Consider the following 13983-nt stretch of genomic DNA (forward strand, 5'->3'; position numbering starts at 1 on the left):
TTCATTTCTAAAATCTCCTCGACATCATGACTCACTGAACAATAAGTCCAATTCTACTTGTGAAATATCGTTCTTGCTAAAATCCGATGGCGAATAATCCACATCACCTTTATTCATGCAATGATGAACAATACGTTGAATCATTTCATGATAATCATCCAGCAACCGGTTCAAATCCTCCGCTAAAATTGGCGACTTTCCTCGAACTGCAGTTTTCAATTGGTTTTCCACAATCATGGAATCCATTTCGATTAGACTCGTCATTTCATTATCGTGGTTTAATAAATCAGAACTCAGCTCGAAATACTCATAATGAGTTTGGAATTCCCCTAAAAAATTGAACCTTATGAACGGTGATTTGTCCCATTGATCATATCTCATGCAATATATAGCATGCTCTAGGCTTTTATCTGAAGATGAACGATAGGTCTCTTTAATAGCTTTAATCCTCATCGCCAAATCATAGGGTCCGGATTTTACGACAATCGGAAAGATCGTCGTGAACCAACCTACTGTTCTGGAAATATTGAAATCATTGAATATTTCATCTCTTCCATGACCTTCTACTTCAATTATGAATTTTTCTTTCTTATCCATTTTCGATATGGCCAAAGATAAGGCAGTAAGCAGAAGTTCCACGGTCTTGGTGTTATAAGGTGTATTTGCTGAAGTTACTAAATTTTTTGTAGTCTCTTCATCTAATATATGAAAGAGCTTGTGAATCTTATTTTCATCGGGGGCCTGATTATAAACATTTTGTGATATTATCTTTTCTGGTATGAACTCATTGCTAATTTGATAGTGCTGCAAGGAATTGGCCCATTCCTGATAAGAGTTTGTTTTCAAAGGTAGGCTGAATTTCTCCATATGATCCGTTTGTCTTAACATCGTTTGAATATCTTCAAGTATGATCCTCCATGATACGCCATCGATCGCCAGATGGTGAACTACGATAATCCATATCATTCCATCCCGCGTATGACATATGGCGGAACGTAATAATAACCCCGAATCTATTTTTATTTTGGAGATCAGTTGAGTATTCACACGATTCACTTCATAACTGAACTGACTGCTATCCACTTCAGAGAAATCCCATTCTTCTATAGCTATATGTTGTGTTAAATATTTGTTATTAAAATACAGTGTGTCTTTATTGGCATTGTAGTTCAGCCTAAGCGCATCGTGATGCTTCACTAACTCGCCCAGAATTTCGCTTAATACTTTAATAGGAAGTTTCTTGCTGAATTTTAATTGAACACTTTGACAATAACGATCCGGATCTGCAATATCATTGGAGAAAAACCAGTTTATGATGGGTGTGTGCGGCATACTTCCTGCACATTCCTTTTGGCTGACATATTTTTGCTCTCTTTTTTTCATAAAAGCGGCCATTTCACCAAGTACCGGATGCGACAAAATATCTTTGACTTTTAGTGAGTAGTGATCTTCATTTAAACGGGATGATATTAAAATCGCTTTTATCGAATCTCCGCCTAACAAAAAATAATTGTCATCAAGTTCTACAGATGGAAGTCCCAATACTTTTGAAATTGTACTTACTAAAACAACTTCATGTTCGTGATATGATTTTATATCCGGCTTGTTATCGCCAGATTTAGTGGGATAAGGCAATTTACCTTTGTCGATTTTTCCGTTTATTGTCAAAGGAATTTTATCAACACGTACATAAAATGTCGGAATCATATAATGAGGTAAGTGCCTCAAGAGAAACTGGCGTAACTCATTCTCATCAATAGAATGATCGCTTACATAATATGCACATAAAAATTTAGCCTCTTCTTGCTTGTTATGCATAACAACAGTGACATTTTGTATGCCTTTGTTGTAAAGCCGTATCGTATTTTCGATCTCACCAGGCTCTATTCTATAGCCCCTGATTTTGATTTGTTCATCCTTTCTGCCCTCATAAACAATGGTGTTGAAATCAATAAATTTGGCTAAATCCCCTGTTTTATACATAACTCCATCTTTTACAAACGGATCTTTCATAAACTTTTCTGCCGTCAACTCAGGTTGGTTTAAATATCCGCGCGCAACTCCAGAGCCGGAAATATACAATTCATTGCTTACATACATAGGAGATGGATTCAAATTTTGATCCAGAACATAAATGTAAGTATTGTCAATAGGCTTACCAATCGGTACAGCCCCGATCTTGTCTGATTGAGGGTCGAATTTATAGCACATGCATCCAACAGTTGCCTCTGTAGGACCGTATTCATTATAAATCTCGATTTTGCCCCCGAAAGAATCATATACTTCCTTTGCCAGATCAGCCTTCAGGTTCTCTCCACCGACAATCAACTTCTTTACACGAGAGGTTCTATTATCATAGTTCTTTGCTAATTGCAGATGAGAGGGTGTTAGTTTCAGGATCGTACACTTATTGTTTTTCAAAATACTGTCAAAAATATATGAGTCCTGTACATCAGGATAGACGATAATCGTTCCTCCGCTTATAAGTGGAGTAAATATCGAGGTGACGGTTAAATCAAATGCCACAGAGGAATAAAGTGCAAATATTTCCTGTTGTTCGGTTACATAGGTTTTTCTAGCCCAATGGATATAATTCACTAAACTACGATGCTCGACCATAACTCCTTTGGGATTTCCCGTAGAGCCAGATGTATAAAGTACATAAGCCAAATCATTCCGTCTGCTATCATTAACATTTTCCTGAATATGCGCGCTCGAATATAGTTCACCGGTAAGATTTATGATCTCGCCGGCAAACGGAAAGTCATGATGATCCAAATTACTTAATAGAATATTTACACTAGCATCTTCCAATGAAAACAAAATACGTTCTTTTGGATAATTAGGATCTATCGCCAGATACGCTCCGCCGGCCTTTAAGATCCCTAGGATGCCGATTATGGTTTCCAGAGAATGCTTGGTCATGATTGCAACGATTGAATCATTCGTCACACCCTTCGATTTAAGAAGTGCCGCTAATTGATTAGAGCGTTGATTAAGTTCCTCATAGGTCAAAGAATCAGTGCCGCATTCAATAGCTACACGATCGGGAGTAAGTTGAACCTGCTCTTCAAATAAATCTATAATCGATCGGTCATTTCTCTGGTCCGTATTCGTTTTATTGTAATCAAATACCAATCTCTGTTTCTCGTCTTCTGTTAATAGAAGAAAATCGGAAACCTGTTTACGATCATCTCTCAAGATAAGATCGATTACTAATTTTAAATGGTTGAACATCCCCATTACTTGTTCCTGAGTGTACTCACTTACTTTATAGTCAAAATCCAATTGGAGTCCCTTATCATCCAACCAGTTGCGAATAATAATTTGTAAAGAATACTCCTGTTGACCATTATAAAATTCGTGATTATGTACAGGTAAACCATCCATGTCATTACTCAATTGGGTTCCATAATAATTGATACAAACCTCAAATAGTCTGTCATATCCTTTTTGGGCAAGGTTAATATCTTTAATGAAATGATTGTACGGGTATCTTTGATGTTTATAATTTAGCATTAACAGTTTTGAAACCCTTTTCATAACATCCAGCACTGTCTCATCGGAATTCATGACAAATCGGAAAGGCATTGTGTTTACAAACATGCCAAACGTATTTCGTTCTATTTTTCCTGAACGGCCCACCACTGGAACTCCGAGAATCATATCCTTGGTTCCGGTTACTTTAAATTTATAGATGAGATATAACGAAATAAAAAAGGTATTCAGCGTTATATTGTGCTGTTCACAGAAAAATTTTATCTTGTCGGATTGTTCTTGATGTAAAAAGATAACGAACCTATCACCATCAACGTCATTGGATAAAGGTGGCATTTGTTCCGGCAACTGTTCAAATAGCTCAGACCAATACTGTTTGCTTTTAGCGTATTTCGGTGATCGTAAATATTCTGCATCGTTATGTATAAATTCTTTGTAGCTTGGTTGTTGCGGCGAGAAATCAGCTTTCCCCGCCAACAGTTGTTCATAAATCTTGGATATTTGGTGGGTTAATATTTGTAATGACCATCCATCCGCAATAATATGGTGTATTTTTACAATGTACCCTGATTTTTCACTGTTTAGTTTGAATATGATGAATTCAAATAATGGAGAGTCTTCTAATTCAAAAGACTCTCTTGCTTTCCGATCACTCATTTTTTTCAAGTGCAGAGCAGGCTCAACTCTATCACTCAGGTCAATTTGTTCCACTGCATGATATTTTTGCTGGCAAAAATATTGTTTGGGCTGATTATCCTGAACCAACAACCGAATTTTAAAAGCATCATGTGAATTTACAAAGATACAAATTGCTTTCTCAAGAGCTTCAAGATCAACATCCCCTTCAATAAAAACAGTTCCTCCAATGTTATACATCGATGAATGAGGATAGATCATTTGGGTATACCAAATTCTTTTTTGCGGTTCAGTTAAATGATAGAGAATCTTTTCATTTGACATGCCTTAGTCCCCTCCGGACTGAAAAAAATTGCATTAGTGTTTCTTGTTTGCAAAATACCCACAAGATTTAAATGCAGGGAATCTATTCCAATATCTTCAATGTATCATGTGCATAGACCATTTTCAACACCTATTGGATTAATTTACATAATGAACCAGTATTATGTGAACTTTATTTGAACATTGTAAATATGTTTGTTTAATCCAAAACAAAAAAACCACCGTAGCAAGCGTCTTGCACACATGCATGCTACGGTGGTTCGGAGATTACATTTCTCTCCAGAATTGATCCGGATCATCGATAATCACATCTTCATAATTGCAAACAACTTCTTGAATTCCTACGGGCTCATCAAAATCAAAAGAGTGCCATTCATTCATATCCGGAGGGCCAAAATTAACCTTCAATTTCTTGTCTGTCACATCAAATATCATACTTCTGAGCGTTCCCATTCCACTTGAATAAAAATGACAGCATGGGCCAAAAGGATATTTTGTCGACATTAAGTTCATAATCTTTTCATGATCAACGTTTGGTGCTTCCCGCAATAAAGTATTCCATACAGCGGTATAACGCATTTCCGAATGCCAAAAATGATATTCATCGAATTCTTGCATCTCATTGCTCACATAGTGATTGGTAGCCAGGATTAGATCACCCACCGGTTTACGTTCAGTTATTTTTTTCTTGTGCGAAGAGAAACTTGCAATTTCGAAGATGGATGCATTATTAGAAGCATCTGCGACCAAAATATTCGCATTAGTACATACATGCATCTCTTCAAGCAAGCACCTGGCTTCATATACATCTTTACAGCGATCCAGAAGAGCCCGAATGGCAATCCAGAACTCACATCCATGACCTTCCAGAGGTTTTAAATATGCGGTGCTCGACATGGTAACGACGAGTCCATGTTCATTCATACCATCCATTCGTCCGGCATTTTGCAATGAAAAGCCCATATGCTTGGGTTTTCCTTTTACACGGGTAATGCACAAACTTCTCTCATCTCTTACAAAATACTCATAACTTCTCCCAACATAAAAGTGCCCATCACTTGTATTTGAAGGAAGAACGGCGAATTGACAGCAATTCGGTGCGGTATGAAATGAATTGGCGTAACATAATATTTTTTCCGGTTCCGTATTTATTTCATCGGCAAATCCCTGTATTTCCTCCGTAAACCCAGGACATATTTTATCAATCATCATCATTCTTTTATGGGCCTCTGACGGACAAAGAAAATCCTGTCCTTCCATAGGAGTAATATAGTAGTCAATATCCTCCGGATAATGCTCCTTAAATGTAATCGCCCTTTGCTTGCCTACCTCATAGTGGGTTCCTTCTGTGACGAGGATATCAAAAATCATCGGTTCTTTATTATCGCTATTTTCCATAAGACTCACCCTTTCTGCCGGTAATTGACTGATTTTGTAATTCACTATGCATATTTTACTATATAATAAATTTATTACAAATTTTATTGTTTACGGCTTAGCAGACACCACACCATGGGGCCAACGCCTGCATATGCGGCTCCTTGCACACATGCTATAACAAACAAATGGGGTGTCTTTAGGTCACGGACCTAAAGACACCCCATTATTATATAGAGCAATTTTTTAGTTCATTTTCAAGTATATATACTATTTTGCTTAGTAGAAAATCCGGTTAGCACCGTTGTATTTAGGTCCCCAATAGGAGCTGTTTAAGCTGTCAATCTTGACTCCGCTATTTGTAGCAGAAATAAATTTGTTGTCTCCGATATAAATGCCTACATGAGATGTTGAAACCTTATTGGTAATAAAAAATACGAGATCACCTGGTTTAAGATTGCTCTTTGAAACCGGTTTTCCTGAATTGTTGTGCATCGATTGGGAACTGTGCGGCAGGTTAACACCCATTTTTCCATATACATATTTTACATATCCAGAACAATCGAATCCGGTGGAAGGTGACGAGCCTCCCCACGTATATTTTGTCCCAAGGTACTGCTTAGCTATAGATACGACCTGATTTCCTTTGGAAGCGGAAGTGTTATGTACAGGTGCAGTCCAGGCAGGAGCGTAATTTTTTCCATTGGTGCTGATGATCGCAATTTTGTTTTTAGCATCCCACTTCAACGTATAGCCAAACGTTTCAGATACAAATCGAACAGGAACGAAAGCGCGACCGTTCACAATGCGCATGCTAGTATCCATCACCACTTGTTTCGAACCAACCATAGCGATATTAGATCCAGATTTCAGAACAATGGTGGTACTTCCCTTTTTAATCGTTACTTTGGATTTCGAAGAGCTGAGCTTTTCATACTTCACACTTGCCCCCATCTTCTCAGCAACCATTCGGACAGGCACTTGGGTAAATCCTTTACTGTCGATAAATGGTTGTTCATCTGGAAAAGAAACCAGAGAATCGTTAATTTGTACCTTGACGGAAGATGTAGCAGCACTCGCATAATCAGGGCTAAGAATTAAAGCTGAGGCAACAATGGCCCCTGAGAGTAAAACGGATTTCAGTAAGTTATTCATGATGTCGTCCTCCTTGTTGCTTCCGAGGTTAGTTGACGGATTCGGAAAAGAGGGATTTCCTAGTTTACTCAGTAAACATTCACCCCGATAAAATCTCCCCCGTACCAAACGTTTTGCATGTTTGGATTCAGCACTTATAAACCAAGTTATCCATTATAAAGTAACATAGCCAGCAGTTAGATTTAAGGCAAAATTGTGTCCATTTTATGAAAATATGAATAGATTGTAACTTTTAAAGGTCAAATTGAAACTTTTTCGATACTTATATGACTTGATACTCATATATAGAAATTTCCATGTGTAATCTGTATTGACTTTTTCCAGTGAGCCACTGTATATTGAGATTATCCCCTCTAAAAGGAGAAATTTTGATGTCGGTGAGCGTTCTTAACTAACCAAATTTCATAAGATTGAAAAGACTTCTTTTTTTCATGGCCGTTTTGGCTATGTTTATTTAGTTATGGTTTTTTCAATCTATGCAATTAGTTTAAGAACTGCGGATATCAATTGAAGCCCGGGGTCTATCCTGTTGTGGCGTCTTTTTCAGTCCGTGCTGAGTTCAGCACGGACTTTTTTTGAAATATTAAACAGCGCATGTAGCGTACTGTTTTCTTTATTTCTTGATCAAGACGATCCATTATAGGTAGACCGCTATTAGGCAGAGAGCGAACCTAGGTTCACTCTCTGCCTTTTTTTGTTGTCTGCGGGCTGTTAAGGGCAACTGTAAAACAAACACACAAAGGAGATGTTTTTAAAATGAATTTAGATGCAATGAAAATATTACAGTACGACAAGGTTCAAGCCGATCTGGAACGCTTCGCCATTTCTTACCTCGGGAAACAACATATTCGAGAAATGACCCCTCTCACCGAAATGAAAGTAATCCGGCACAGGCTGGATGAAACGTCTGAAGCGAGCGTACTACTCCGTGCAGGAGCAAGTATCCCCATCCCTTCCTTGGATGGAATCGAACCCGTTCAGCAGCTGCTCGGTACCGGTTATGTTCTTACCGAACGTGATTTCATGCATGTTCAGCAATTTCTACGCAGCTGCAGACAGCTCATACGTTATATGGCTACAAAAAGCGAAATGGCTCCAACCATCGCTTCATACGCCTCTTCAATGTATGAACTCCCTTCACTGCTGTCTGAAATTGAACGTTGTATTTATAACGGTCGTGTTGTGGATGGCGCGAGCAAGGAGCTCGCAAAAGTCCGCAAAAAAATAACCGTATCCGAAGAAAGAATCAAGCGCAAACTCGACAGTTTGCTAAACAGACATCGATCGATTATGCAGGAAAGCCTGATCAGCAAGCGTAATGGAAGGTATGTTCTGCCGATTAAGAAAGAACACCGTAAACTGATAAAAGGAATCGTACTGGATGAATCAGCAAGCGGACAAACGGTTTATATTGAGCCGAGTGATGTGGCCAGCCTGCAGCATGAACTGAGCTTTTTGCATACCGAAGAAGCCCTGGAAGAAACCAAAGTGCTCAGTGAATTGACCGAATTGGCTGAAAAATACAGTTATGAGCTGAAGCTAAATACCGACACCGTAGGCCAATATGACTTTATTATCGCCAGAGGGAAATATGCTTTGTCCATCGGAGGACGAAACGTAAAGCTGAACGATCAAGGGGTTATATCATTCAAGCAAGCGATCCATCCTCTGGTCGGTCCAGGTATGGTTCCGGTTGATTTTGCAATCGGGGAAAGCTATAACTCCCTGATTATTACCGGTCCCAATACAGGGGGCAAAACTTTGACACTCAGAACCGTCGGTCTGTTAACGATGATGGTTCAGTCTGGCCTGCTCATTCCTGTTCAGGAAAATAGCCAATGCAGCATATATGAGCAGATCTCCGTCGACATCGGTGACGGTCAAAGCATTGAACATGCACTCAGCACCTTTTCAGCTCACATCAAAAACGTCAATCATATTTTACAAACGGCCGATGATAAAACGCTGATTTTACTGGACGAAATGGCTTCAGGCACAGACCCCGGTGAAGGGATCGGACTTTCTATCGCGGTGCTGGAGGAGCTTCATCGCCGCAGGGCAACCGTTATAGTGACAACACATTTTACTGAAATTAAAAATTTCGCACGAGTTACGCCGGGATTCGAAAATGCACGAATGGAGTTTGACACCGAAACACTGGAACCGAAATACCGCTTGAAAATCGGGGAAGCCGGCGAAAGTTATGCACTTGTTATTGCAGAGAAGCTGGGCATTCCTGCTGCCATCATTTCCCGCTCGCGAGAAATATCTGAAGCTGGAGTTGGACATGAAAATACGATCTTTTCAAAGGTTCCCTCCAGCGCGAATGACGAGAACAATCGTGACGCTCATCCTGACCAAGCAAGCAGCGTACCGCTTCATGTATCCAAGCCAGATCGCCTTGATGAAGGAAACCCAGTGAAAACTGCTCACAGCATAGAACAGGTTGAGGGCAATGCTCATAAGCCCAACCCTCAAGCTTTTGCGCTTGGAGACAGTGTGTACGTTTCGTCCCTTAACAGAACTGGGATTGTTTGTGAACTTCAAGATTCACGCGGGATGGTAGGCGTTATGATTCAAAAACAGAAAATCAAAATCAATCACAAACGTCTCAAGCTGCATATTTCGGGCAAAGATCTGTATCCTGATGACTATGATCTGGATATCGTGTTTGAGACCAAAGAAAACCGTAAAAAACGGAAGCTGATGAGCCGCAAGCATGTGGAAGGGCTGACCATTGAAACCAAACCCGATCATTAAAGGAGACCTAACAATGATAAGAACAGAACAAGTCCAAGACTACGTGCAAGTGAAACAAATGCTAATCAAGGCATTTCAGAGTGAAGCGGAGTCACGACTCGTTGAACACATTCGCAGTTCCCCAGATTTTATTCCGCAGTGGTCTATTGTATCGGAAACAGATGGGATTATTACCGGACATATCATGCTCAGTTTAGGTGAGGTAATAGACGATAATCGATCCTATCGAGTAGCTTGCCTTGCACCACTCGCTGTAGATCCAGCCTATCAGCGTAAAGGAATCGGCGGAGAATTGATCAGGGAAGCTTTACGCAGATGCCCTCAGTTTGACATTCCATTCGTATTTCTGATCGGGCATCCTTCGTACTATCCGCGTTTTGGGTTTGTTACCGCAGCCCATTACGGCTTTCAATTAAAGCAGTTCGAGGTCCCAGCGGAGGTTTTTATGGTGTACGAAATAGAAGAAGGCGCTCTTAATCGTCTAAAGGGCGAGCTTCGCTATTCCAAAGCCTTTTTGGAGTTGGAATGAATCATTTTCATATGATGTTATTAGCTGCCTTTTAGCGATCAGCACCCTATCCAAATTTGTAGCATTGCCTGCGGCAAATGTTGTACAATATAGCTTAAATGACTATTTGAAGGATGGTTTTCAACATGTATGTAGCCGATGATTGGAAAGATTATGAAGTAATAGATACGGGAGGCGGAGAAAAACTTGAGCGCTGGGGCGATATCATTCTGCGACGGCCGGACCCGCAGATCATATGGCCGTTAAACAATGACAGCGGAGTATGGAGAAACGTACACGGCCATTATCACCGCAGCTCATCAGGCGGTGGTAGCTGGGAAATGAAAAAACAGCTGCCTGAGCGCTGGAGCATCTCCTATGACAAGCTTAAATTCCATATTCGTCCCACGAACTTTAAACATACCGGACTTTTTCCCGAGCAAGCGGCGAACTGGCGCTGGATGATGGATAAAATTGCAAGCGCAGGCCGACCCATCCGTGTGCTGAATCTGTTTGCTTATACTGGAGGAGCCTCTGTTGCCGCCGCCTATGCCGGTGCACAAGTCGTTCATGTCGATGCCGCCAAAGGTATGGTGCAATGGGCTAAGGAAAACCTGGCGTTATCCGGCCTGGCGGACCGTCCTGTCCGATTCATCACCGATGATGTGTTCAAGTTTGTACAGCGTGAAATACGTCGCGGCAATAAATACGAAGCGATCATTATGGACCCTCCTTCCTACGGCCGGGGACCTGGTGGAGAAACATGGAAGCTAGAGCAAAGTCTGTATCCGTTCTTGAACAGCTGCCTTGAGATCATGTCAGACAAACCGCTTTTTATGCTGATTAACTCCTATACAACAGGCATTTCCCCTACCGTATTAAAAAACATGCTGTCCATGACCATGCAGCCGAAATACGGTGGTAAAATCAGCGCGGGTGAAATCGGCCTGCCGATCACCAGATCCGGACTCCACCTGCCTTGCGGAATATTGGGACGATGGGAGTCCTAACATGAGCAATCTGAAGCGCAGCTATCCTGAAGTCCCGATTATATATGAGGACAACCATCTCCTTGGTGTCAACAAACCGGTAAACATCCCCTCTCAGGAGGATGCCTCCGGTGATCCCGATATGCTCACGATTCTCAAAGAAGACATCAAGGTTCGGTACAATAAACCAGGAAACGTATACCTCGGGCTTGTTCATCGACTGGACCGCCCTGTTGGCGGCGCTATGGTTTTCGCTAAAACCTCCAAAGCCGCATCCCGTTTATCGGAATCGGTTCGAAACAGAAGCTTCCGCAAGCTGTATGCGGCCATCGTCCATGGCAAGCCTAAACAGCCAGCAGGTAGACTGGTGAATTGGCTATATAAGAACAATCGAACCAATACCGTTCGTGTTGTTCCTAAAGGAACAGAAGGCTCCAAGGAAGCGATCCTTGATTACACCGTACTTGCTACCGAGAAAGGATTGAGCCTTGTTCTGGTGGAACTCCATACCGGGAGACCACATCAGATCAGAGTTCAGCTCAGTCATGCCGGCTACCCGCTGTACGGTGATCAAAGATACGGCAAAGGGATAAGCAGCCCCGGCCAACAGATTGCCCTATGGTCGGTGTTTGTTGGACTTCCCCATCCTGTAAGCAAGGAAGAGATCAGAATTGAATCCATTCCGCCGGCATCGCATCCGTGGGATCTGTTCCCTCAAGACCCTTTAATCCGGGAAATAAAAAGCTATTGACAGCATAACACCGAAATCCATTTCATGGGTTTCGGTGTTTTAAATTTAAACATTTATTATAAATTTGTCTCCCTGCAATAGACAAATTTGTCCTTTACATTTTTTATTGATTATTTAAAAATAGTAATTGTAAACACCAAATCGACCCATTCTTGGACATGGATATAGACTCTCTTAGAGTTTATATAGCATAATTTAGCAACGATACCGATCTAAGGGGGTGATATCCAGCACGAACTCGTGTAGATAAGCTAGTATTCATGCAGCTAATTTTAAAATCCAAGGAGGTTTGGTTAATGACAATCGCATCAGGACAAAGTTACAAGCGCTTTCATTTGAAGCCGCTTTACATGGTGATCGGCTTCTCCCTTATGTTTATTGCAGTAATGATGATTTTTTCGAGCAGCGCATCTGCCCATGGGTACATCGAAGCCCCGGCAAGCCGTGCTGCCCTGTGTAAATCGGGTGAGAATAAAAATTGCGGCAGAGTTCAATATGAGCCTCAATCCTTGGAAGCTAGAGGAAATTTCCCTGCAGGCGGTCCGGTTGACGGACAGATCACTGGAGCGGGTATATTCACTGAGCTGTATGAGCAGACACCAACCCGCTGGGCAAAAGTAAATATGAATGGCGGATCTAACACATTCACTTGGACATTGTCCGCAAAACATGCAACTTCAGAATGGAAATACTACATTACGAAAAAAGGATGGGACCCAAATAAGCCTCTCGCCCGCGCTGATCTGGAACTGTTCTGTTCTATCAATGACGGCGGCAAGAGACCGGGTGACAAAGTTACACATACTTGTAACGTACCGACAGATCGCAGCGGCTATTATCTGATCCTCGGTGTATGGGAAATTGCGGATACAGGCAATGCGTTCTATCAAGTTATTGATGTAAATCTCAATAATGGCGGAAACAGCGGTGGCGGTGGCGGTGCCACTCCTGTTGATTCACAGGCACCAACTGCCCCAACGAATCTGAATTCTAACAGTGTAACAGCTAACAGCATATCTCTGGCATGGAACGCAGCTAATGATAACACAGCTGTAACCAGCTATGACATTTTCCGCGGTGCAACACTTGCCGGCAGCGTGTCAGGCTCCACGTTGAACTATACAGTCACGGGATTATCCGCTAACACGCCTTATACCTTTACGGTAAAAGCGAAGGATGCTGCCGGTAATGTATCTGCTGCAAGCAACAGTGTAAATGTGACGACGGCTTCGAATCCAACGAATCCAAATCCTGGCGTAGCCGCTTGGGCACCGAATACTGTATATCAGACTGGATCACTAGTTACTTACAATGGTAACATTTATGAATCTCGGCAGCCTCATACCTCAATGGCTGGCTGGGAGCCAACAAATGTACCGGCTTTATGGACTTTGAAGTAATCGTCCTATAAGTCTACATTGCTTCAGCCCGTTATGTAAAAAAAGCCCTCTGTTCTTCAGCAAGTATTGCTGATGAAGCAGAGGGTGTTTCATTTTTGTCAATTCGTTTATCCTACTTCCTGAGGAGCAGCGCTTACCTTTCCGAGAAGATATACAAGGAGCTGCTGATTGTGAGAAGAGATTCGGTTTAAAACACTTGATAAATAATCATCTCTAATCTGTATTCCGCGCAGCAATTCCTGGCTTCCCCGTTCCGATATCGTCACCCACACGATGCGCCTGTCCTTTTCATCACGTTCACGGACAATAAGATCATTCTTCTCCATCCGATCGAGCAGCATCGTGACTGCAGCCGGGCTCGTTGCCAAATAAGGAATAAAGTCGGACGGCTTCATTCTTTTCTGTTCCTCTAACACCTCGAGGACAGTAAGCTGGGCTTCTGTCAAGGCAGGAGCTAACCCATTTTCCATATGCAGTTTATAATCCTTGGCCAGCTTGGACCATACTTTTGCGAATTCGCTCGTATGCATCATTAACCCCTTCCTCTCCAAGAAAAATACATATGATCTACTACTTTAAAACGAC

General features: G+C 41.5%; 9 protein-coding genes and 1 riboswitch. Of the genes, 5 read left to right on the forward strand and 4 right to left on the reverse strand.

Going from position 1 to position 13983, the window contains the following annotated elements:
* Positions 1-24 precede the first annotated feature (24 nt).
* The 3 genes from C8268_RS12015 to C8268_RS23160 all read right to left on the reverse strand — a co-directional run bounded on the left by C8268_RS12015 (position 25) and on the right by C8268_RS23160 (position 6990).
* On the reverse strand, positions 25-4458 hold the full coding sequence (locus tag C8268_RS12015) for a non-ribosomal peptide synthetase (protein ID WP_106767877.1): 4434 nt from the start codon (positions 4456-4458) through the stop codon (positions 25-27).
* 267 nt (positions 4459-4725) lie between these two features.
* Positions 4726-5856 (reverse strand): C45 family autoproteolytic acyltransferase/hydrolase, encoded by a 1131-nt coding sequence (locus tag C8268_RS12020; RefSeq protein WP_106767878.1) that lies wholly within the window; start codon positions 5854-5856, stop codon positions 4726-4728.
* Between the two features lie 258 nt (positions 5857-6114).
* The gene (locus C8268_RS23160; RefSeq protein ID WP_234032779.1) at positions 6115-6990 is read right to left on the reverse strand and encodes a C40 family peptidase; all 876 of its coding nucleotides are present in this window, start codon (positions 6988-6990) and stop codon (positions 6115-6117) included.
* Between the two features lie 2 nt (positions 6991-6992).
* A riboswitch (cyclic di-AMP (ydaO/yuaA leader) is annotated at positions 6993-7133 on the reverse strand.
* Between the two features lie 613 nt (positions 7134-7746).
* Between C8268_RS23160 and C8268_RS12030 the strand changes: the two genes are divergently transcribed.
* From C8268_RS12030 to C8268_RS12050, 5 genes are all read left to right on the forward strand, one after another.
* Positions 7747-9750, forward strand: a complete 2004-nt coding sequence (locus C8268_RS12030; protein WP_106767879.1) for an endonuclease MutS2 — start codon at positions 7747-7749, stop codon at positions 9748-9750.
* Between the two features lie 13 nt (positions 9751-9763).
* Complete coding sequence (locus tag C8268_RS12035; protein WP_106767880.1) at positions 9764-10279, forward strand: GNAT family N-acetyltransferase; 516 nt, start codon at positions 9764-9766, stop codon at positions 10277-10279.
* A gap of 125 nt (positions 10280-10404) precedes the next feature.
* Positions 10405-11268: a class I SAM-dependent methyltransferase gene (locus C8268_RS12040; RefSeq protein ID WP_106767881.1), complete on the forward strand. Its 864-nt coding sequence runs from the start codon at positions 10405-10407 to the stop codon at positions 11266-11268.
* Position 11269: 1 nt separating this feature from the next.
* Positions 11270-11998 (forward strand): RluA family pseudouridine synthase, encoded by a 729-nt coding sequence (locus tag C8268_RS12045; protein ID WP_106767882.1) that lies wholly within the window; start codon positions 11270-11272, stop codon positions 11996-11998.
* A 296-nt stretch (positions 11999-12294) separates the two neighbouring features.
* A complete protein-coding gene (locus C8268_RS12050) occupies positions 12295-13398 on the forward strand; it encodes a lytic polysaccharide monooxygenase (RefSeq protein WP_106767883.1) in 1104 nt (367 codons plus the stop codon).
* Positions 13399-13505: 107 nt separating this feature from the next.
* Here C8268_RS12050 and C8268_RS12055 read toward each other — a convergent pair whose 3' ends face one another.
* Positions 13506-13928, reverse strand: a complete 423-nt coding sequence (locus C8268_RS12055; protein WP_106769932.1) for a MarR family transcriptional regulator — start codon at positions 13926-13928, stop codon at positions 13506-13508.
* Between the last annotated feature and the right edge of the window lie 55 nt (positions 13929-13983).

Source organism: Paenibacillus faecalis, from assembly GCF_900289175.1.
In the GTDB taxonomy this organism is placed as follows: Bacteria; Bacillota; Bacilli; order Paenibacillales; family Paenibacillaceae; genus Paenibacillus_AQ; species Paenibacillus_AQ faecalis.